This window comes from Roseovarius sp. B08, assembly GCF_051417955.1.
In the GTDB taxonomy this organism is placed as follows: domain Bacteria; phylum Pseudomonadota; class Alphaproteobacteria; order Rhodobacterales; family Rhodobacteraceae; genus Roseovarius.
In genome coordinates, this window is record NZ_JBPRLW010000001.1 from 2,781,618 (window position 1) to 2,801,617 (window position 20,000).

25 protein-coding genes and 2 pseudogenes are annotated in these 20,000 nt (G+C 65.1%); 12 read left to right on the plus strand and 15 right to left on the minus strand.

The window, feature by feature from the left end; genetic code table 11:
• Positions 1-21: 21 nt before the first annotated feature.
• Both ACSQ76_RS14090 and ACSQ76_RS14095 read right to left on the minus strand, forming a co-directional pair.
• Complete coding sequence (locus tag ACSQ76_RS14090) at positions 22-390, minus strand: hypothetical protein (protein WP_306129002.1); 369 nt, start codon at positions 388-390, stop codon at positions 22-24.
• 18 nt (positions 391-408) lie between these two features.
• On the minus strand, positions 409-720 hold the full coding sequence (locus ACSQ76_RS14095) for an arsenate reductase family protein (RefSeq protein ID WP_306129154.1): 312 nt from the start codon (positions 718-720) through the stop codon (positions 409-411).
• A gap of 210 nt (positions 721-930) precedes the next feature.
• On the opposite strand from ACSQ76_RS14095, the gene ACSQ76_RS14100 reads away from it, so the two are divergent.
• Positions 931-1,137, plus strand: a complete 207-nt coding sequence (locus ACSQ76_RS14100) for a cold-shock protein (protein WP_306129003.1) — start codon at positions 931-933, stop codon at positions 1,135-1,137.
• Positions 1,138-1,171: 34 nt separating this feature from the next.
• Here ACSQ76_RS14100 and ACSQ76_RS14105 read toward each other — a convergent pair whose 3' ends face one another.
• From ACSQ76_RS14105 to ACSQ76_RS14120, 4 genes are all read right to left on the minus strand, one after another.
• Positions 1,172-1,468 carry a hypothetical protein gene (locus tag ACSQ76_RS14105; RefSeq protein ID WP_437157079.1) on the minus strand — a complete coding sequence of 99 codons (297 nt, stop codon included), beginning with the start codon at positions 1,466-1,468 and terminating at the stop codon, positions 1,172-1,174.
• Between the two features lie 175 nt (positions 1,469-1,643).
• Entirely contained in the window at positions 1,644-1,922 is a 279-nt protein-coding gene (locus ACSQ76_RS14110) for a hypothetical protein (protein WP_437157080.1), read from the minus strand.
• A 276-nt stretch (positions 1,923-2,198) separates the two neighbouring features.
• Positions 2,199-2,687 carry a dihydrofolate reductase gene (locus ACSQ76_RS14115; RefSeq protein ID WP_437157081.1) on the minus strand — a complete coding sequence of 163 codons (489 nt, stop codon included), beginning with the start codon at positions 2,685-2,687 and terminating at the stop codon, positions 2,199-2,201.
• Positions 2,687-3,478, minus strand: coding sequence for a thymidylate synthase (locus tag ACSQ76_RS14120; RefSeq protein WP_437158210.1), 792 nt, complete (start codon positions 3,476-3,478; stop codon positions 2,687-2,689). The genes ACSQ76_RS14115 and ACSQ76_RS14120 overlap by 1 nt, the downstream gene beginning before the upstream one ends.
• Positions 3,479-3,712: 234 nt before the next feature.
• Between ACSQ76_RS14120 and ACSQ76_RS14125 the strand changes: the two genes are divergently transcribed.
• From ACSQ76_RS14125 to ACSQ76_RS14150, 6 genes and pseudogenes are all read left to right on the plus strand, one after another.
• Complete coding sequence (locus tag ACSQ76_RS14125) at positions 3,713-4,681, plus strand: thymidylate synthase (RefSeq protein WP_437157082.1); 969 nt, start codon at positions 3,713-3,715, stop codon at positions 4,679-4,681.
• Complete coding sequence (locus ACSQ76_RS14130; RefSeq protein WP_437157083.1) at positions 4,611-6,062, plus strand: hypothetical protein; 1,452 nt, start codon at positions 4,611-4,613, stop codon at positions 6,060-6,062. The genes ACSQ76_RS14125 and ACSQ76_RS14130 overlap by 71 nt, the downstream gene beginning before the upstream one ends.
• Before the next feature lie 79 nt (positions 6,063-6,141).
• On the plus strand, positions 6,142-6,570 hold the full coding sequence (locus tag ACSQ76_RS14135; protein WP_437157084.1) for a VOC family protein: 429 nt from the start codon (positions 6,142-6,144) through the stop codon (positions 6,568-6,570).
• Positions 6,570-7,177: pseudogene (locus ACSQ76_RS14140) on the plus strand (DUF1287 domain-containing protein). Before ACSQ76_RS14135 ends, ACSQ76_RS14140 begins: the two are co-directional and overlap by 1 nt.
• Complete coding sequence (locus ACSQ76_RS14145; protein WP_437157085.1) at positions 7,174-7,878, plus strand: DUF1194 domain-containing protein; 705 nt, start codon at positions 7,174-7,176, stop codon at positions 7,876-7,878. The pseudogene ACSQ76_RS14140 and the gene ACSQ76_RS14145 overlap by 4 nt, the downstream one beginning before the upstream one ends.
• Positions 7,875-8,669, plus strand: a complete 795-nt coding sequence (locus ACSQ76_RS14150; protein ID WP_306129013.1) for a DUF1194 domain-containing protein — start codon at positions 7,875-7,877, stop codon at positions 8,667-8,669. The genes ACSQ76_RS14145 and ACSQ76_RS14150 overlap by 4 nt, the downstream gene beginning before the upstream one ends.
• Here ACSQ76_RS14150 and ACSQ76_RS14155 read toward each other — a convergent pair.
• From ACSQ76_RS14155 to ACSQ76_RS14165, 3 genes are all read right to left on the minus strand, one after another.
• Positions 8,663-9,163 (minus strand): MarR family winged helix-turn-helix transcriptional regulator, encoded by a 501-nt coding sequence (locus tag ACSQ76_RS14155; RefSeq protein WP_437157086.1) that lies wholly within the window; start codon positions 9,161-9,163, stop codon positions 8,663-8,665. The genes ACSQ76_RS14150 and ACSQ76_RS14155 overlap by 7 nt on opposite strands.
• Before the next feature lie 108 nt (positions 9,164-9,271).
• Positions 9,272-9,529, minus strand: a complete 258-nt coding sequence (locus ACSQ76_RS14160) for a succinate dehydrogenase assembly factor 2 (protein WP_306129015.1) — start codon at positions 9,527-9,529, stop codon at positions 9,272-9,274.
• 8 nt (positions 9,530-9,537) lie between these two features.
• The gene (locus ACSQ76_RS14165; protein WP_437157087.1) at positions 9,538-9,933 is read right to left on the minus strand and encodes a helix-turn-helix domain-containing protein; all 396 of its coding nucleotides are present in this window, start codon (positions 9,931-9,933) and stop codon (positions 9,538-9,540) included.
• A gap of 99 nt (positions 9,934-10,032) precedes the next feature.
• Between ACSQ76_RS14165 and ACSQ76_RS14170 the strand changes: the two genes are divergently transcribed.
• Both ACSQ76_RS14170 and ACSQ76_RS14175 read left to right on the plus strand, forming a co-directional pair.
• Positions 10,033-11,235 (plus strand): pyridoxal phosphate-dependent aminotransferase, encoded by a 1,203-nt coding sequence (locus ACSQ76_RS14170; RefSeq protein ID WP_437157088.1) that lies wholly within the window; start codon positions 10,033-10,035, stop codon positions 11,233-11,235.
• A 49-nt stretch (positions 11,236-11,284) separates the two neighbouring features.
• A complete protein-coding gene (locus ACSQ76_RS14175; RefSeq protein WP_437157089.1) occupies positions 11,285-11,701 on the plus strand; it encodes a hypothetical protein in 417 nt (138 codons plus the stop codon).
• A 132-nt stretch (positions 11,702-11,833) separates the two neighbouring features.
• On the opposite strand, the pseudogene ACSQ76_RS14180 reads toward ACSQ76_RS14175, so the two are convergent.
• Positions 11,834-13,302 (minus strand): annotated as a pseudogene (locus ACSQ76_RS14180) (class I adenylate-forming enzyme family protein).
• 281 nt (positions 13,303-13,583) lie between these two features.
• Here ACSQ76_RS14180 and accB point away from each other — a divergent pair.
• Together accB and accC are read left to right on the plus strand one after the other, a co-directional pair.
• Positions 13,584-14,093, plus strand: a complete 510-nt coding sequence (accB, locus tag ACSQ76_RS14185) for an acetyl-CoA carboxylase biotin carboxyl carrier protein (RefSeq protein WP_306129020.1) — start codon at positions 13,584-13,586, stop codon at positions 14,091-14,093.
• Positions 14,094-14,103: 10 nt separating this feature from the next.
• On the plus strand, positions 14,104-15,456 hold the full coding sequence (accC, locus tag ACSQ76_RS14190) for an acetyl-CoA carboxylase biotin carboxylase subunit (RefSeq protein WP_437157090.1): 1,353 nt from the start codon (positions 14,104-14,106) through the stop codon (positions 15,454-15,456).
• 184 nt (positions 15,457-15,640) lie between these two features.
• Here accC and ACSQ76_RS14195 read toward each other — a convergent pair whose 3' ends face one another.
• A complete protein-coding gene (locus ACSQ76_RS14195) occupies positions 15,641-16,345 on the minus strand; it encodes a class I SAM-dependent methyltransferase (RefSeq protein ID WP_437157091.1) in 705 nt (234 codons plus the stop codon).
• A gap of 86 nt (positions 16,346-16,431) precedes the next feature.
• On the opposite strand from ACSQ76_RS14195, the gene aat reads away from it, so the two are divergent.
• Entirely contained in the window at positions 16,432-17,082 is a 651-nt protein-coding gene (gene aat / locus ACSQ76_RS14200) for a leucyl/phenylalanyl-tRNA--protein transferase (RefSeq protein ID WP_437157092.1), read from the plus strand.
• Here the strand turns inward: aat and ACSQ76_RS14205 are convergent.
• The 4 genes from ACSQ76_RS14205 to clpX form a co-directional block, all read right to left on the minus strand.
• Positions 17,046-17,423, minus strand: coding sequence for a DUF2155 domain-containing protein (locus ACSQ76_RS14205; RefSeq protein ID WP_437157093.1), 378 nt, complete (start codon positions 17,421-17,423; stop codon positions 17,046-17,048). The two genes, aat and ACSQ76_RS14205, sit on opposite strands and share 37 nt — an antisense overlap.
• A complete protein-coding gene (mlaD, locus tag ACSQ76_RS14210; RefSeq protein WP_437157094.1) occupies positions 17,420-17,887 on the minus strand; it encodes an outer membrane lipid asymmetry maintenance protein MlaD in 468 nt (155 codons plus the stop codon). Before mlaD ends, ACSQ76_RS14205 begins: the two co-directional genes overlap by 4 nt.
• A gap of 29 nt (positions 17,888-17,916) precedes the next feature.
• Positions 17,917-18,300, minus strand: a complete 384-nt coding sequence (locus ACSQ76_RS14215) for an NADH:ubiquinone oxidoreductase subunit NDUFA12 (protein ID WP_437157095.1) — start codon at positions 18,298-18,300, stop codon at positions 17,917-17,919.
• Positions 18,301-18,548: 248 nt separating this feature from the next.
• Complete coding sequence (gene clpX, locus ACSQ76_RS14220) at positions 18,549-19,811, minus strand: ATP-dependent Clp protease ATP-binding subunit ClpX (protein WP_306129027.1); 1,263 nt, start codon at positions 19,809-19,811, stop codon at positions 18,549-18,551.
• Positions 19,812-20,000: the final 189 nt, after the last annotated feature.

Sequence of the window (20,000 nt, forward strand, 5' to 3'; positions counted from 1 at the left end):
CAAGCCCGGGGCGGGTCTCACTCAGAAATGCGCCTTGGGTTCGTCCGGTTTGCCCGCCGCGATGGCCAGCAGACCGGCCAGCCCGACGAAACCGATGGGGAAAAGCGTGAAGGCACCGATGCCGAACGTGTAGGCCATCAGCCCGGCCGAGATCAGCATCAGGACGCCGCCCCACAGCGCCCGCGCCTTGGACATGGCCGCCCCGGCAATGGCCAGAAGCGGCGAGACAAAGCTGGCGGTGCGCACCAGCCCCTCGCGGTCGAGCGCGGAGGCAAGCCCCTCGACCTCGCCATATTCCCGGATGAACTCGGTATAGCCGAAGCTGAAGAACCCGACGATCAGGGCGAGGCAGCCGCCGATGATCCCCAGGACGAGTGCCGCGTTGCGCATGACGGTCTCCTTTCTCGGTCAGGCCAGGGCGGCCTGCACGTCCTTGCCCCAGCCGAGGTAGAGCGTGCCGCCATCGTCGATCAGCGGGCGCTTCATCAGCGTCGGGTGCGCGGCCAGCAGATCCAGAGGGTCTTTGACACGCTCCGACTCGCCGAGGCCGCGCCATGTGGTGGAGCGGGTGTTGAGCAGGGCGGCGCCGAACCGTTTATGGGCCTTTTCGAGCACGTCGGCGGGCACGCCATCGGTGCGGACATCGCGGAATTCTGCGTTTCCAAGGGATTTCAGCGCCTTGCGGCAGGTATCGCAATTTTTCAGCCCGTAGAGGATCATCTTCGCTCCGCTCATGTTTTCATCGTGCCCCCCTACCTAAGCATCGGGAACGCGTGTTTCACTTGCTTTTTACACGATGCGCACAATCTTCTTATCTGTGGTCTTGGTTCTGCCTCCCGCGGCCTTCGGGCCGACGCGCGGGATCGCGGTCCCCCTTGGCGACATGGCCCGGCATATCCGGGGAAGACAACGGCAAGAAGGAGAAGCGGAATGCCGACCGGCACCGTTAAGTGGTTCAATACGACGAAGGGCTATGGCTTCATCGCCCCGGAAGAAGGCGGCAAGGACGTCTTCGTGCATATCAGCCAGGTGGAACAATCCGGGATGACCGGCCTGGCCGACAATCAGAAAGTCGAATACGAGCTTCAGGATGGCCGCGACGGCCGCCCGATGGCCGTCAACATAAAGGCGGTCTGATCCCGCCTTTCACCCGCGCGAGGCAGCACTCTCTTCAGGCCGGGTTCTCGGCCTGAACCTTATCCCAGTTCTCTCCCATCGCGACGATGCACGATGTGCCGGTGGCGTAAGTCACGACCAGTGTCCAGCCGCCATCGTCGTCCGTCCAGACCTCCATCACCTGATCCGGGCCTTGCGTGCCGCGGGCAAAGCGCGCCTCGCCGAACTGGCGCGACAGTTTCTGCACGAGCGCATGGCTGGGTTCGCAGAGAATGTCCGCGATCGGGCTGGTCGCCGCCGCCGGCGTGGTGCCGAGAACGATGAGCGCGAGGCCGATGATATGCCTGAACATGGCGGTGCTCCTGTAATTGCCTGCACCGCCCGGATGTAACAGATTCATGACGTCACGTATAGTGCCTGTATATACGCAGCATATACGCGTCCATAACAAAACCGATTGCGCCGGACAAAGAAAGGGCGCGCCCCCGGCACGCCCTTTCCCGAAACCCGGAATTGTCAGTGGCGGGTCAGAAACAACCCTTTTCGCCTTCCGCACAGTTGGAGGAGCGGCGCGCCTTGTAGACGTGCAGCCGTTTCTTAGGCGTGGGATGCTGCATCACCTGTTTGTAGCTTTGCGACTGGTTCGGCGTACCGCAGGAGATGACACCGGAAATGGTGATCGGCTGCAGGCCGTAGGGGCAATAGTTGTCCTTGGAATGATACGGATAGATCTTGGCGTCGGCGAACGCCGGCCCGGCGATGGCGGTGATGGCCAGCGCGGCCACGATGGGTTTAAGAATTTGCATAAGATCCTCGTTCGCTATGAATTTTTCCAAGCCCGTCCCACGGATACCGGATATGGTACGCAGTGGCGGGGGTGTGTCAATTTTTAATGTGGGAGCGTGTGGTGCCGGTGCGTGGACGGGGGCTCTGCCGGGGCGCGCCCGACCTGGAGGGCGCATGGTTCCGATCCGGGTGGTCTCGCCCACAGGCTCGCGCCGGTCATTTTGGGTCTGAAGTCGCAAACGCGCCCTCCGGGGGGAGGCCGGGCGCGGCCCGGCGGGGCCGGGCGGAACGGTTGATCAGCGTTTGCGCAGAAGCTCCACCACCTCGCAGCGCGGGTCGTCGGACTGGAGCACGAAGCGGGTCGTTTCCTCCCACTCCGCCGCCTCATACTCCGGGAACCACGTGTCGGCGTCCTCGACGGCCAGATCGACCTCGGTGATCACCAGACGGTCGGCGCGGGGCAAGAGGCTCTCGTAGATCCCCGCCCCGCCGATGCCGCAGATATGGGCGTAGCCGGCGTCATGCGCGGCGGCGATGGCGCTGTCGACGGAGCGGTGGACGTGCTCGGCGCCGTCGGGCGTGCCGGAGGACACCACCAGGTTCAGGCGGTTCGGCAGGGGGCGGAAGCGCTCGGGCAGGCTTTGCCATGTGCGGCGGCCCATGATGCAGGCGGTTCCGGTGGTCTCGCGCGAAAAGAACTTGAGGTCGGCGGGGATGTGCCACGGGATGCCCCCCTGTCGCCCGATGGCGCGGTTGCGGTCGGTCGCCACCACCAGCGAGATCATCAGACCGCCACCGGGGCAGGAATGTGCGGGTCGGGGTCGTAGCCGGTGATCTCGAAATCCTCGTACCGGAAATCGAAGATCGATTTGACGTCCCGGGTGATGCGCAGCGTCGGCAGCGGCTTGGGTGTGCGGGAGAGTTGCAGTTTCACCTGATCCACATGGTTGGAATAGATATGCGCGTCGCCGAAGCTGTGCACGAAATCGCCGGGTTCGTAGCCGGTGACATGGGCCAGCATGTGCAGCAATAGCGCGTAGGAGGCGATGTTGAACGGCACGCCAAGGAACATGTCGGCGGACCGCTGGTAGAGCTGCAGGTGCAGCTTGCCGCCATTGATGCGCACCTGCCAGAGCGTGTGGCAGGGCGGCAGCGCCATGTCGGGCACGTCGCCCGGGTTCCAGGCCGAGACGATCAGGCGGCGGCTGTCGGGGGTTTCGCGGATCATCTTCATCAGGGTTTCGATCTGGTCGATCTCGCCCACCGGCCCCGGCCAGTGGCGCCACTGGTGGCCGTAGACGGGGCCGAGGTCGCCGTCCGCATCCGCCCATTCATCCCAGATCGAGACGCCGTTTTCCTTGAGATAGGCGATGTTGGTCTCGCCCGAGAGGAACCACAGCAGTTCGTGGATGATCGAGCGCAGGTGCAGCTTCTTGGTGGTCACCAGCGGAAAGCCGTCGGCCATGGCATAGCGCGATTGCAGCCCGAAGGCCGAGATCGTGCCGGTGCCGGTGCGGTCGGTCGAGGGCACGCCATGCTCCATCACATGGACCAATGCGTCGTGATATTGCTTCATCAAGTCTTTCCGCCTTTGGGCATTTGCGGGGCGCGGACAACTAATGCGAGTCGCGCCCCACTATATCTTGTGACGCGGCGCAAACAATCCTCCAGATCGGGTGGAGGTTGCATGGCAACACAGCCTGAATTTCCTGGGCAAGCCCATGAAAAAAACTTTGACTTTGCCCGCTAGACCCCTGACTCTTGGGCAAAACAAAGAAAAAACGAACACATATTGAGGGCAGTACTCATCATGAACCGTTTCGTGGCATCACTCGTGCTGCCGGCGTTCCTGCTGGCATGTGGCGGGGGCAGCAACCCGTTCGATCCCGATCCCGCGGCGCCGGACCCCGACCCCGGCGACGAGGACAATCCTGTCACCGAGGCTGGCATTCCGCAGATCTTGGCCGGTGACCTGACCCGTCTGAATTACAATGCGGCGACGCAGACATTGACGGTGGAGGGGCTGACGCTCGACGGCAGCCCAAATCCGGTGCCTTACCAGCGCCGTCCCGGACAGGATCGCAATGGTTATGAAGCCTACACCTATCAGGATGACGGTCTGGACCGGCATTACACGATCTATATTGCCCAGTCGAACAACGACGCCGCCGTGCGTGCCGGTGCCGCCATGTCACCCGGTCCGCGCAATCGCTCTTTTGGCGGCGGTTTTTATGAACGTGACGGAGGCTACTCACCGGCAGCCGGACAGGTCAGCTATGCCGGCAATTATGTTGGTCTGACAAATGGCGCGGGCAGCGGCGAGGATCTCACTCCCCAACCGCCGACCACGGAGACAGAACTCGGCATTCCTCAAGCTGGCGAAATAACTGGCCAGGTTTTCATTAACGCAAATTTCGAGAATGGCAATCTAGAGGGTAACATAACCAGTCGTGAACTAGTCGAGGGCGGCACCCCACTGCCTTCGGTTGTCCTGGTTCAAACACCCATTGACAGCGATGGCACGTTTGTGGGGTCTGTCGAGTACGATGCGCTTGGCTTTCCAGACGAGAACGTCGATGGCCAACAGATTGGTTCCTATGGTGGGGTATTTGGCGGGACAAACGCGTCGGGCGTAGCCGGTATCGTTCGCCTTGAAGAGTTCGATGGACCGAACAACCCGCTGGACCTCGACAACGAAGAGGAATACGGTGTCTTCGTGCTCGACCAATGTGGCCAACCTGTCGAAGACGCCGCGGGCTGTGCCGGCACCAACCCGTAACGCACGCGGAGCCGCCGCACTGGCGCTGATTGCGGCGCTGTCGGCCTGGGGGCTTTCGGCCCCGGCCGACAGCGCCGATACGCCCGAAAGTGTGGAACTGTCCCTGCCCGATGCGCAGGCGCTGGCCGTCGAGGCGCTCAAGCAGAAGCGGCCCAAACTGGCCTATCGCCTGAGCGAAGGACTGCTCAAGGCCAACCCGCGCGATGGTCAGGCGCATTACACGCAGGCGCTGGCATTCGCGCAGGTCAAGGCCTACGGGTTCGGCCGCAGATCCGCGCGCAAGGCGTTCAACACGGCCCGGACCCCGGTGCAGAAATATGAGGCGGCTCAGTTGGCCTCTCAGATGGCCTATGCCGACGACCGGCTGACGCTGTCGCAATTCTGGCTGCGCCGCGCGGTACAGCACGCCCCGACCGAGGAGGTGCGGAAGGATTCCATCAAGGCGTTCCGAACGGTGCGCGCCCATAACCCGCTTAACTTCGACCTGAAATTCTCGGTCTCGCCCTCGGACAACGTCAATAACGGGTCCAACAGCCCCTATAACATCATCGACGGCGTGCCGGTGGTGGGCGTGCTGTCGCCCAGCGCGCAGGCCATCGGCGGGATCGTCGCCACCACCGATCTGCAAGCCAGCTATCGCATCGCCTATGGCGAGCGGTTCATGACCCGGCTGACCGGACGGGCCTATACGCGACGTGTGAAATTCAACAACGCCGTGCCGGGGCTGAGCGGGTCGGACCTTTCGTCCTCGCGCCTGCAGGCCGGGGTGAACCATATCATGGTCGATGCGTCGAAGCGGGGCCAGTGGGAATTCGATGTCACCGGCGGGCGCACGTGGTACGGTGGCAGCCCGCTATACGATTTCGCACGGCTGGGGATCGAGCGTCACAATCGCCTTGGCGAGCACACGCAACTCAGCTTTGGCAGCGCGGTGGAGTTTCAGGAAGACGAGACCTGGCCCTATAACGACGCCACGCAATACGAAGCCTTCGCACAGGTCGGTTACAAGCTGGCGAATGGCGCGCGCATCGGCGGATACGTCAATTACCGCACCACCGAGACCGACGGCGTGAACCAGGCGCGCGAGCAATGGACCGGGATTGTCAGCTACACGATGGGGCGCGAGATCGGGCCGGCGAAGCTCAGTTTTCAACTGGGCCACAGTGTCGTGGATTACGACAGCTACCGCATCTTCCTGACGGTCCCCGGCGGGCGCAGCGACTCCAGCACCTTTGGCGGCGTCACGGCGACCTTCCAGGACTGGAGCTACATGGGGTTCGTGCCCACAGTATCGCTGAATGCCGAGCAGACGCGGTCGAACATCAGCCGCTTCGACGTGGACGAAACCTCGGTCAGTTTCGGCATCCGCTCGGAATTCTGAGGTCCCCGCCCCGCTCTGGACAGCGCGGCGCTTTCGGCTAACTGTGGGGGGTATCCAAAAACGAAGGAGCCGCACGTTTATGGCGCTGAAATACCTGCACACGATGGTCCGGGTGAAGGACCTGGAGACATCCATGGCCTTCTACGAACTGCTGGGCCTGAAGGAGACACGCCGGATGGACAGCGAGCAGGGCCGGTTTTCGCTGATCTTCATGGCGCCCCCGGGGCAGGAGGAATGTCCCGTGGAGCTGACCTGGAACTGGGATGGCGACGACGACCTGCCCGATGACAGCCGGCATTTCGGGCACCTGGCCTATTCGGTCGATAACATCTACGACATGTGCAAACATCTGCAGGACAACGGCGTGACGATCAACCGTCCGCCGCGCGACGGGCGCATGGCCTTCGTGCGCAGCCCCGACAACATCTCGGTGGAACTGCTGCAGGCGGGCGACGCGCTGGAACCGGCGGAGCCCTGGGCCAGCATGGAAAATACCGGACACTGGTGATGGGTCTGCGCCGCCTTGCACTTGTCCTGGCGGCGCTGGCCGCCACCCCTGCCCTCGCCAACCCGCTGGCAAAGGCGGCGGCGGAACAGGTGGGCGTGACGGTGACCTACGACCCGTCCTATGTCGGGCTGGACTTTCCCGGCGGGGACGTGCCGCGAGAGCGGGGGTGTGCACCGACGTGGTGATCCGGGCCTTGCGCGATGCGCACGGGATCGACCTGCAACTGGCGGTGAACCGTGACATGAAGGCCGACTTCGCCGCCTACCCCTCGATCTGGGGCCTGACGACGACCGATCGCAACATCGACCACCGGCGGGTGCCGAACTTGGAAACCCTGCTGCGCCGGATGGGCGCGGCAGAGGGCCCGAGCGACGACCCGGACGATTTTGCGCCGGGCGATATCGTCAGCTGGCGGCTGACCGGCTCGGGCCTGCCGCATATCGGGATCGTGGCCGAGGGGCGCAGCGCCGATGGCGCGCGGCCGCTGGTGACGCACAATATCGGTTGGGGGACGCGAACCGAGGATATCCTTTTCGCCCACGACATGGTGCTGCGCGCGCGTCTGGACGAGGCGACGCGGGCGCGTCTGAGGGACTTGATGGAATGAGGGCGGCGCGCGGCCTTGCCCTTGCGCTCATGGCGCTGATGCCACTGAAGGCCGGGGCCGAGGGATGCCGGCTGGCGCTGGTGCTGGCGGTGGATGTGTCGTCCTCGGTGAACGCGGCCGAGTACGATTTGCAACGCGTGGGGCTGGCCGCCGCTCTGGATGCCGAGGAAGTGCGCCACGCGATCCTGAGGGGTGCACCGGGGCATGTGGCGCTGGCGGTCTACGAGTGGTCGGGGTTCTACCAGCACAAGCTGCAACTGGACTGGACGGTGCTGGACCGCCCCGCCGCGATCGACGCCGCCGTGGAAACCCTGCTGAAGATGCGCCGCAGCCATGACGAGTTTCCCACCTCGATGGGTCCGGCGCTGGGATATGGCGCGAGCCTTTTGCAGAACGGGCCGGACTGCGAGCGGCGGGTGATCGACGTGTCGGGCGACGGGGTGAACAACTATCGCTACGGGCCGCGCGAGGCGTACCGGCATTTCCCGATGCAGGACGTCACGGTGAACGGGCTGGTGGTGCTGGGCGAGGACCCCGGCGTGCTGACCTGGTACGGCGCCGAGGTGCTGCACGGCCCCGGCGCGTTTCTGGTGGTGGCCAACGGGTTCGACGAGTTCACCGAGGCGATGACCCGTAAACTATATCGTGAAATCAACGACATCATCCTGGGCAGCGTGACGCGGCCCGGACCGCACGGATGAGATTGCGATCGCTGGTTCTGGCCTGTGCCGCGCTGTGGCCGGGACTGGCACAGGCAGAGTGCCGACAGGCGCTGGCGCTGGGGCTGGACGTGTCGGGATCGGTGGATGCGGCCGAATACCGGCTTCAGACCGACGGGCTAGCCGCCGCCCTGATGGCGCCAGACGTGCAGGCGGCGTTTCTGGCCGTCCCCGAGGCGCCGGTGCGGCTGATGATCTATGAATGGAGCGGGGTGCGGGACCAGCGGTTGTTGCTGGACTGGACCACGATCGATGGTGCGGCGCGTCTGGCCGAGGTCGCGGCCCGCCTGCGGGCGACGCGCAAGGCCACGGGCGACGACCCGACCACGGCAATCAGCGCGGCGGTCCTCTACGGCGTGGCGGCTCTGAACCGGCAGGCCGTCTGCCTGCGCCGGACGCTGGATATCTCGGGTGACGGACCAGCCAATATCGGGCTGCACCCGCGCGACCTGTCCCCGACGGATCTGGGCGACGTGACTGTTAACGGGCTGGTGATCGGGCCGCAGTCGCGCTCGAACACCTCGAAGAACCTGCACAACGTGAAGTCGCTGGCGGGCTATTACCGCGCCTATGTGCTGCACGGCCCCGGTGCCTTTGCCGAGGTGGCGCAGGACCACGCCGACTTCGCCGCCGCCATGCGCCGCAAGCTGATCCGCGAACTGCAACTGCCGAACCTGTCCCGGCTCGTGCCGCCACAGCCCGCGGACCTGCGCCTGCCTCAAGGCGTTTTGCGAAAATCTGTTTCCCCGGTTTCTCGCGAAATGTTTCAGTAGATATAGCGGATCTGATCGGTCCAGTAGCGTTCGACCCGGCGCAGGGCGCTGGTGATCTGGTCGATGCCGTCATGGGTGATGACACCGCGCGATTGCAGCCCCTCGGCGTGCCGTTCGAACAGGCCCGCCACCACATCGCGGATGCCCCGCCCCTTCTGCGTCAGCCGCACGCGGACCGAGCGGCGGTCGATCTCGCAGCGCTGGTGGTGCATGTAGTCCATCTCGACCAATTTCTTGAGGTTGTAGCTGACATTGCTGCCCTGATAATACCCGCGCGTTTTGAGTTCGCCCGCCGTCACCTCGTTGTCGCCCACATTGAACAGCAGCAGCGCCTGCACGGCGTTGATCTCGAGCACGCCGATGCGCTCGAACTCGTCCTTGATGACATCCAGGAGCAGCCGGTGCAGCCGCTCCACCAGGGACAGCGCATCGAGATACCCCGCCATGAATCCATCCGACTGCACAGCGGTCGGCATCTGTTGTTGAAAACTCATCACTGTCTCCGTGCGCTACTGCTCGGGGACCGATGTGACAAAGAAAGCCGAATAATCGGTTAAATGCAGCCAATATAAGGTAAAATGCGAAGTATTTCGCGGCTTGCGTCAACCCGCGGACACGGCGCGGACCTGCCCGATCAGCGGGGCCAGGTGTGGCGGTGGCGGCGTCTGCCCCGTGATCCACTGGTAGAGGTCCTGGTCGTTTTCCTCCAGCAGTGCCTCGTAAAGGTCCAGTTCGGCCGGGGACAGCGCCGCCAGACGCGCCTCGGAGAAGCGCATCAGCAGGATGTCCATCTCCTTGGTGCCACGGCGCATCGAGCGCATCCGCAGCCGCTTGAGCCTGGTGTCGTCGGTTTCGGCCACGGGGCGGGTCAGACCCGGTCCTGCAGGACCTTGCGCAGGGTCTTTTCGAGACGACCCAGACGCTCCGCCGTGCCGACGATCTGGGTGCGCAGGGCGCGGATCTCGGTCATCATGGCCGTGACGTCGGCGTTGGCCTCGATATCGGCAGGAGCCTCGGGGCCGTCACCCTCGGCCATCAGAAGCCAGCGCAGGCTGACATTCAGCAGGCCCGACACGGTGCTGAGCTTGTTGGCCCGCGGTTCGCTGATGTCATCTTCCCAGCCTTGCAGGGTCTTGAGCTTGACGCCAAGGCGCTGTGCCATTTCCTTCTGGGTCATGCCCGCCGCCTCGCGTGCGCCCGCCAGACGGTCACCGAACGTGGTGGCCTCGGGATCGTACCAGTTGTCTTGCGTCTCGGCGGTCATGGTCTTCCTTTCCGGGGCTCGGCCCTTCGAATGCGTCTTGCCTAGCATATGGACCATGACCTACGAAGACCACAGCGTAAAAACCACCCGAGGTGCGACATGAATCCGCTGTCCGCGACATTGGCCCGCGTGAAACCTTCGCCGACCATGGCGATATCCGCCAAGGCGCTGGAGATGAAGGCAGCGGGCGAGGACGTGATCGGGCTGAGCGCGGGCGAGCCCGATTTCGACACGCCCGAGAACATCCGCGCCGCGGGCATCCGCGCCATTGAGGAAGGCAAGACGCGCTATACCGCGCCCGATGGCATCCCCGAGCTGAAAGACGCGGTCTGTGCCAAGTTCAAGCGGGACAACGGGCTGGAGTACACGCGCGCGCAGGTCAGCATCGGGTCGGGCGGCAAGCAGATCCTTTATAACGCGCTGATGGCCACGCTGAACCCGGGCGACGAGGTGGTGATTCCGGCCCCCTACTGGGTCAGCTACCCCGACATGGTGCGGCTTGCGGGCGGCGCGCCGGTGATCGTCGAGGCCGGGCTGGAGACCGGGTTCAAGCTGACGCCGGAGGCGCTCGAGGCGGCGATCACGCCCAGGACCCGCTGGTTCATCTTCAACTCGCCGTCCAACCCCACCGGCGCGGGGTATTCGTGGGACGAGCTGAAGGCGCTGACGGACGTGCTGATGCGCCACCCCCATGTCTGGGTCATGACTGACGACATGTACGAGCACCTGGCCTACGGCGATTTCCGATTCTGCACCCCCGCGCAGGTCGAGCCGGGATTGTACGAGCGCACGCTGACCTGCAACGGGGTTTCCAAGGCCTATGCAATGACCGGCTGGCGGATCGGCTATGCCGCCGGGCCCGAGGTGCTGATCGGAGGGATGCGCAAGATCCAGTCGCAATCCACCTCGAACCCCTGCTCGATCAGCCAGTGGGCGGCGATCGAGGCACTGAACGGCACGCAGGACTTCATCGCCCCGCATAACGAGATGTTCGTCCGCCGCCGCGATCTGGTGGTCGAGGCGCTGAACGCCGTGCCCGGCATCACCTGCCCGCGGCCCGAGGGGGCGTTCTATGTCTATCCGTCGATTCAGGGTCTGGTCGGGAAGACCAGCGCGGGTGGCACCGTGATCGACAGCGACGAGGCCTTCGTGACGGCGCTGCTGGAGGAGACCGGCGTCGCGGTGGTGCATGGCGCGGCCTTCGGCCTGTCGCCCTATTTCCGTGTCAGTTACGCCACATCGGATGCCGCCCTGACGGAGGCCTGCGCCCGGATAGCGGACTTTTGCGGGAAATTGTCGTAATGGGTCAGGCGATTGACCGAAGTCCTGTCACGTCGCAGGGGAGGCCCGCGTGAGCGGCGAGTTGCCAGACTATTACTTCCGCGTCCGCGAGAACGGGGCTTTCGTGTTTCGCGTGGACACCGAGAACCGCCAGCGGCGGATCGAGATGGACCAGATCGCGGTCATCAACATCAAGAACGGCCAGGTCAAACCGCATGGCGACCGGGACCTGAGCGACGAGGATGCGCGGGTCATCAAGGAGTGGATGGATGCCCGCACCGAGCTGCTGGCAAGGCGGGACATCGACGACATTCACCGGGCGGTGGATTACCTGAACCTGACCACGCACTGGGCACAATCGCGCGCCACCGATGAACAACTGGAAGACGTGACCGACGCGCTCTTGCTGGCGATGCATGACCTGCGCTCGGTGTTGGTGCGCAAGAAGGCAGACCGGCTGCTGTCCGGCGACACGGACGAGGATTGAGCGGGCGATTTCTGCGCAGAAATCGATCCGGAAAATGCGTATTTTCCGGGTCAGGATTTGCGCAAATCCTGACTCATTTTCTTGCAAGAAAATGGCGCGGAAATTTGCAAATTTCCGCCGGCGCCCGGGGCCTCATGGCTGCGACAGCCGGTCCCGCAGCGCGGTCTTGACCACCTTGCCGTAATTGTTCTTTGGCAGTTCCTCCACCGCGACATAGGCCTTGGGGCGCTTGAACCGGGCAATCCGGTTCAGGCAGTGCGCATCGAGCGCGTTCCGGTCCAGCGTTCCGGCCTTCGGCACAACGAAAGCCACCACCTCCTCGCCCCACTCGTCACTTGGGCGGCCCACCACGGCCACCTCGGAGACGTCAGGATGGGCAGGAGCGCCTCCTCGACCTCGCGCGGATACACGTTTTGCCCGCCCGAGATGATCATGTCCTTCGAGCGGTCCTGCAAAGTGAGATAGCCCGCCTCGTCAAGACACCCCATGTCGCCGGTCATCAGCCAGCCGTCGCGAATGGTCTCGGCGGTGGCGGCATCGTTGCGCCAGTAGCCCGGCATCACCAGGTCGCCGCGCACCATGATCTCGCCCACAGCGCCGGGCGGCAGGGGCCGGCCCGCTTCGTCGCCCACGCGCAGTTCGACTCCGGCCTGGGCGCGGCCCACGGTGGCAAGGGCGCGCCGGGCCGCCACGTCTTCGCGCGGCAGGGCCGTGATCGCCATGGGTGCCTCACCCTGGCCGTAGATCTGTAGGAAGACAGGCCCGAACACGTCCAGCGCCGCCTTAATGTCGGCCACGTACATCGGCCCGCCGCCATAGACCACGCTGCGCAGGCCGGTGCCGTCGCGGCCGTGTTGCCGGGCATGGTCGGTCAGGCGCCGCACCATCGTGGGCGCGGCGAACATGTGCATCCGCCCGAAATGCGCCGCGAGGTCGAGGATCTCGCCCGGATCGACGCCGCCGCTTTGCGGCACCACGTGGCGGGTGCCCATCAACACGTGCACCAGGCTGTAGAGCCCGGCGCCGTGGCTCATCGGTGCGGCGTAAAGCGTGGCGTCCCCGGCGCTGACCGCATCGACCGAGGCGAGGTAGGCCAGGCTCATTGCCTGAAGCATCCGGTGCGTGATCTGCACGCCCTTGGGCCGGCCCGTGGTGCCGGAGGTGTAGAAGAGCCAGGCAAGGTCCGACGGTGCCCGCGACACGAGGGGCAGCGCGTCGCCCGCAACCTCGCCCGGCGCCGCGACAGGACAGGCGGCGTCCTGCAGCGCACTGGCCTGCTCTCCGGTCGCGATGCAGAGCGACGCATCGGCGTTGTCGAGGATCCAGGCCACCTCCTGCCCGTGCAGGCGGGCGTTGACAGGCACTGCCACGGCCCCGGCGATCCAGCTGCCGAAAAGCGCCACGAGATACTCGGGATGGTTGGCCATGAAGAGCGCCACGCGGTCGCCGGGCCGCAAGCCGCGCGCGACGAGACCGCCGGCGAAGGCGGCCGCGCGGGCGTGGAACCCGGCGTAGTCGGCCAAGCATTTCGTGCCGTGAAAGAGCGCGGGCGCGGTCCCGCCGGCCTCTGCCTGGCGCTGGAGCCAATGGGCGATGTTCATGCGCATCCTCGCGGTCTATGTTTTGCGACCAGTGTTTCGCCGACCGCCGGTCAGTGCAATCGCAAACTCCGTCGCCGCCCGGCGGCGCGGTCTTTCCAGCGCGGAAAGCCACCTGCTTGCGGCGGATGTGATTTTTCCCTCGCAATCCTGTACCGGATGCCCCAGATTCCCTTGCAAATAGGCGCTTTCCAGGAGGCCCGTCCTGGCCTATAAGCGCGCAAAACAAGACAGGCGTGGCCCGGCGGGACAGCAGGCCGCGATCCAAGCTTCGAGGATACGGGATGCCGGACAAGACTTCCAAAACGAACCACGACGCGGATGTGGCTTTCATCAAGGCGTTGGCCGAGGTGCTGAACGACAACGACCTGACCGAACTGGAGGTCAAGCGCGAGTATGGCGACGACGACACGCTGAACGTGCGCGTCAGCCGCAAGCAGAAGGTGGTGCAGCAGATGGCGGCGCCGACGCAGGCCGCGGCTCCCGCGCCCATGGCCTCTGCCCCGTCGGCGGCGCCGGCGGCGGACGCCTCTGGCCCGTCCGAGGACCCCGCCAGCCATCCCGGCGCCGTGACCTCGCCCATGGTGGGCACCGTCTACATGCAGGCCGAACCGGGCGCGCCGGCCTTCGTGTCGACCGGCCAGCAGGTGGCCGAGGGCGACACGCTGCTGATCGTCGAGGCGATGAAGACCATGAACCACATTCCCGCCCCCCGTGCCGGGACCGTCAAGCGCATCCTGGTCGAGGACGGCGCCGCGGTGGAATACGGCGCGCCCCTGATGATCATCGAATAAGGGCCAGGCGATGTTCGACAAGATCCTTGTGGCCAACCGGGGCGAGATTGCCCTGCGGGTGATCCGCGCCGCCCGCGAGATGGGCATCCGCACCGTGGCGGTGCATTCCACCGCCGATGCCGACGCGATGCATGTGCGCATGGCCGACGAATCGGTCTGCATCGGCCCGCCGCCGGGCTCTGAAAGCTACCTGTCGATCCCGTCGATCATCGCCGCCTGCGAGGTGACGGGCGCGCAGGCCATTCACCCCGGGTATGGCTTTCTCAGCGAGAACGCCAATTTCGTGCAGATCGTCGAGGACCACGACCTGACCTTCATCGGACCCACCGCCGAGCATATCCGGGTGATGGGTGACAAGATCACCGCCAAGGACACGATGAAGGCGCTTGGCGTACCGTGCGTGCCCGGCTCGGAAGGCGGCGTGCCCGACCTCGCCGCCGCCAAGGCGCTGGGTGAAGAGATGGGCTATCCGGTGATCGTCAAGGCCACAGCCGGCGGTGGCGGGCGCGGCATGAAGGTGGCGCAGACCGCCGCCGACATGGAAAGCGCCTTTCTGACCGCGCGGTCCGAGGCCAAGGCGGCCTTTGGCAATGACGAGGTCTATATCGAGAAATACCTGACCACGCCGCGCCATATCGAGATCCAGGTGTTTGGCGACGGCAAGGGCCGCGCGGTGCACCTGGGCGAGCGGGACTGTTCGCTGCAGCGCCGGCACCAGAAGGTGTTCGAGGAGGCCCCCGGCCCCTGCATCACCGAAGAAGAGCGCGCACGCATCGGCAAGATCTGCGCCGATGCGGTGGCCAAGATCGACTATGCCGGCGCGGGCACGATCGAGTTCCTTTACGAGAAGGGCGAGTTCTATTTCATCGAGATGAACACCCGCCTTCAGGTCGAACACCCGGTGACCGAGGCGATCTTCGGCGTCGACCTGGTGCAGGAACAGATCCGCGTGGCCGAAGGGCTGCCCATGTCCTTCAAGCAGGAGGATCTGAAGATCAACGGCCACGCCATCGAGGTGCGCATCAACGCCGAGAAACTGCCGACCTTCTCGCCCCGGCCGGGCAGGATCACGCAGTTCCATGCGCCCGGCGGGCTGGGCGTGCGGATGGATTCAGCGCTCTATGACGGCTATTCGATCCCGCCCTATTACGATTCGCTGATCGGCAAGCTGATCGTACACGGGCAGGACCGCGCCACCGCACTGGCCCGTCTGAACCGCGCCCTGGGCGAATTGATCGTGGATGGCGTCGACACCACCGTGCCGCTGTTTCACGCGCTGCTGCAGGAGGCCGACATCCATTCGGGCGACTACAACATCCATTGGCTGGAAAACTGGCTGAAGACAAACCTGCAAAACGGCTGACCCCGCCCCCGGCGGCGCGGCGGGAAAGAGCGCTTCGGACGCGCGATCACGCACGATGCGCAACGGTCTCGCGCCGCTGACGCAGGGCGGCGTCGAGGGCGAGACTTTCAGACCTTGGCGGCGTTGGTCATGACAACAGCCGCTTGCCGCTGCGCCGCCTTGGCGGCACGTCCTTGCGGCGCGCTCAGCCGTGTCTGGCGATCAGCGTAAAGCTTGACCGGCTGATCGGCCCGTTGCGATAGTAATCTGCCAGACCGTCGCGCAGGCCTTGGGGCAGCTGGGTCCAGTCGGTCCAGTCCACCTCGAATCCCGCGACCTCGGCCGCCTGGGTGATCGCCCCGCGGCTTGGGATCATGTGCGGCGGGCGGGCCGTGCCGCCGGTGGCGCGCCGCGGCTCCAGCCGCAGGATGGGGTCGCAGGTGTTGGCCATCACCCCGTCGCCCAGCACCATCCGCGGACGCAGCGCCGCGACATCGGCAAAGATGCCGTGCAGGTCGCTGACATCGCGCAGCACGTCCATCAGCACCACCAGTTCGAACCGCTTGTCCCTGTCGGCGGCGTTTTGCAGAAAGTCGAGCGGCGGGGCATGGCGCATCTCGACCCGTTCGCGGGCGCCGATGGCGGGCAGGTTGTCGAACCGCGCGACGAGCTCCGCCTGCGCCTCGACGCCCACGACCTGCAACGCGCCGGCCTGCGCGAGGTCGGCGCACCACCTGCCGTCGCCCGCGCCGAGATAGAGCACACTGCTGTCTGTGATCACGTGGCGGAAACAGTCGAACAGCATGCCGTAGCGCGCCTGTCGTCGGTTGGCCCGCTGGCGCAGGGTGTCGTCCACCGCGCCGCTGTCATCATTCTTGCCGGGTGCGGGTGCATCGTTCAGGCCGTCCATGTCATCTCCTTTGCCATGCAGCGTGCAAAAGCTTAGCATGGGGTCATGTAACGAAGCCTTAACGCGGGCCCGCCCTCCGATCGCCCATGTCAGACCGCCAGCTGCCTCTCGACCCCGACCTGTTGTTGCAGGCCTATGCCGCGGGCATTTTCCCGATGGCCGAATCGCGCAATGACCCCGAGCTGTTCTGGGTCGACCCGCGGCTGCGCGGCGTGCTGCCGCTGGAGGGGTTCCACGTATCGCGCTCGCTTGCGCGACGGCTGCGGCGGGCTGAGTATACCGCGACGCTGAACGCCGATTTCGCGGGCACGGTCGATGGTTGCGCCGACCGGGCGGAGACCTGGATCAACGGCCAGATTCGCAGCCTTTACATGGAGTTGCACGCCAGGGGCCATGCCCATTCGCTGGAGATCTGGCAGGACGACGTGCTGGCGGGCGGGGTCTATGGCGTGACCCTCGGCGGCGCGTTCTTCGGCGAAAGCATGTTTTCGCGCCGCACCGACGCGTCCAAGCTGGCGCTGGCGCATCTGACCGGGCACTTGCGTCGCTGCGGTTTCGTCCTGTTCGACACGCAGTTCCAGACCGATCACCTGGCCAGCCTAGGCGCGGAGGAGATCCCGCGGGCCGTGTACCGCGACCTGCTCAGGGCCGCGCTGGAGGTGACGGCGGATATCAATCACCCGCCCTTCGATCCGTCCTCTCACTGGGTGGTGCAGCGCAACACCCAGATATCGTAGCGTTGATGTTCCACCGCGTTCAGCGCGGGCGACGAGGCCAGCATCCAGCCCGAAAAGATTGGGGGTGCCGCGTCTTCGGGGTGAACGGTCAGGAAGGCATAGGCATCGCCCGCCGGGTTGCCCGCGGGATAGCGGCATTCGCCCAGTTCCACGCGCATCCGGCCGATGTTGCCGGCGCTGGCATTGGCGATCTCGAGGTCGCCGGATTCGGTGGTGATCTTGTCGACCCAGCGCAAGACGACGCCGGTGCCGACCTCTACCTCGTCCTGCGCCGCGACCGGCTCGGCGAGAACCAGCGCCACCAGTGCGGCAGTCAGGGTGCTGCGGTGCCTCAGGCTCATTCGGGGGCGTCTCCGGTCATGTCGTCGCCGGCCACGAACTTGGTCAGAAGCCCGATCAGGCTGACCGAGCCTTGCGTGAATTCGATCTCGTCGCCGGCGGCGAAATAGAACGGCGAGCCGCCGGGCATGATCTCGACGAAATTGCCCCCCAGCAGGCCCTCGGAACTGATGGCGAGCGCACTGTCGTCGGGCACCTCGATATCCTCGCGCACCGTAAAGACGGCGCGGGCGCGGTAGGTTTCGGGGTCGAGTTGCATGTCGGTGACGCGGCCAACTTTCACTCCGGCGAGGCGCACATCGGTGCCCACGTCGATGCCGTCGGCACTGCGGAAGCTGGCGCGCAGCTCGTATTCCGGCGCGGCGCCGGAAAAACCGCTGACCTGTCCGGCATAGATCATGAAGCCCGCGGCAAGAGCCAGCACGGCCCCACCGACGGCGACCTCTGTCATGTTCTCGCTGGCCATCGCGATGCTCCTGGCTCGAAGGGTCGGGGTTACTCGGGGCTCCAGGCCTCGTAGTCGCGGCGCTCGGCCGGGTCGGCGCGGCGGATCGAGCCGGCGGGCGCATAGGCCAGCGCGGTGCCGGTGAGGTTTTCCTCGTGCGGCTTTTCCCACGGCTTGCGCTTGAACGGCGCCTCGGTGGGCGGCTCGCGGTAGGTGTGGTGCAGCCAACCGTGCCATTCGGGGCTGACGCGGCTGGCCTCGGCCTCGCCGTTGAAGATCACCCAGCGGCGCTTGCCGTCGCCGGTCTGGTAAAAGATGTTGCCCTGATCGTCCTCACCGACCTTCACGCCCTTGCGGCGGGTGTGAATCATCGTGTTGAGCGTGGCGCCGTTCCACCATGTGACGGCGCGCAGAAGCGAGGTGAGCAGACCCATCGTGATCCTCCGGAATGTCCCTGGCCCCGATATGCCGCAGATCGCCGCCAAGGTCCAGCCCGCAAGACCGCCGCGGCGGCCTGTCTTTGCCGGTCGCGGGCAATGGCCGGCAAAAAGGCTCTGGTCGCAGATCGGTCGTGCGCGTTGGCGCGGGACCATTTTCTTTCAAAGAAAATGGGCAAGAAAATTCGAATTTTCTTGCCCAAATTCTTCGTAAAAATTTGTGCGGCAGAAGGCCCGCCGCCGGATCAGCCGGCGCTGGTGCCTTCCTTCTTGGACTCGGCATGCACCATCAGCGGTGCGGCCTCGGAACTGACGGCCTCTTCGTTGACCACCACTTCCTCGACGTCTTCCATGCCGGGCAGCTCGAACATCGTGTCGAGCAGGATATCCTCGAGGATCGAGCGCAGGCCGCGCGCGCCGGTCTTGCGTTCGATCGCCCGCTTGGAGATCGCGGTCAGCGCGTCCTCGGTGAAGCTGAGCGTCACGTTCTCCAGCTCGAACAGGCGCTGGTACTGCTTGACCAGGGCGTTCTTGGGCTGGGTCAGGATGGTGACCAGCGCCTCCTCATCCAGGTCTTCCAGCGTGGCGATGACCGGCAGGCGGCCGACGAATTCCGGGATCAGGCCGAATTTCAGCAGATCCTCGGGTTCGAGATCCTTGAAGACCTCGCCCACGTTGCGGGCGTCGTTGTCGCGCACGTCGGCACCAAAGCCCATGGCGCTGCCCTTGCCGCGCTGGCTGATGATCTTGTCGAGACCGGCGAAGGCACCGCCACAGATGAAAAGGATGTTGGTGGTGTCCACCTGAAGGAATTCCTGTTGCGGATGCTTGCGTCCGCCTTGCGGCGGCACCGCGGCGACAGTGCCTTCCATCAGTTTCAGCAGCGCCTGCTGCACGCCCTCGCCCGACACGTCTCGGGTGATCGAGGGGTTCTCGGACTTGCGGGTGATCTTGTCGACCTCGTCGATATAGACGATGCCGCGCTGCGCGCGTTCGACGTTGTACTCGGACGCCTGCAACAGCTTGAGGATGATGTTCTCGACATCCTCGCCCACGTAACCTGCCTCGGTCAGCGTGGTGGCGTCGGCCATGGTGAAGGGCACGTCGAGAATGCGGGCCAGCGTCTGCGCCAGCAGCGTCTTGCCGCAGCCCGTGGGGCCGATCAGCAGGATGTTGGACTTCTGCAGTTCGATGTCGTTCTTGCCGGAGTGGTTCAGCCGCTTGTAGTGGTTGTGCACCGCGACCGACAGCACCCGCTTGGCGGTGAACTGGCCGATCACGTAATCGTCCAACACGTCACAGATCTCGCGCGGGGTGGGCACGCCATCGGTGGCCTTCAGCCCGGCGGTCTTGGTCTCTTCGCGGATGATGTCCATGCACAGCTCGACACATTCGTCGCAAATGAACACGGTGGGGCCCGCGATCAGTTTTCGGACCTCATGCTGGCTCTTGCCGCAGAAGCTGCAATAGAGCGTGTTCTTGCTGTCGCCACTGGAATTATTCGCCATTCTCGCACCTTTTGACGCCTTGCGTCACGTATCCGACCCGTCGTGTTGCGCCATCCGCGGGGATGTGGCCGGGTCAGCCGGCCCTTGCGCGGGTCCCTGGTTTCTCGTCCGTCCCGGGCAGCTTAGGGCAGAGCGTTTGGCACCTCAATGTCAAAATCGCCGCTGCCCCCCGTTGCGTCCGACCATGCG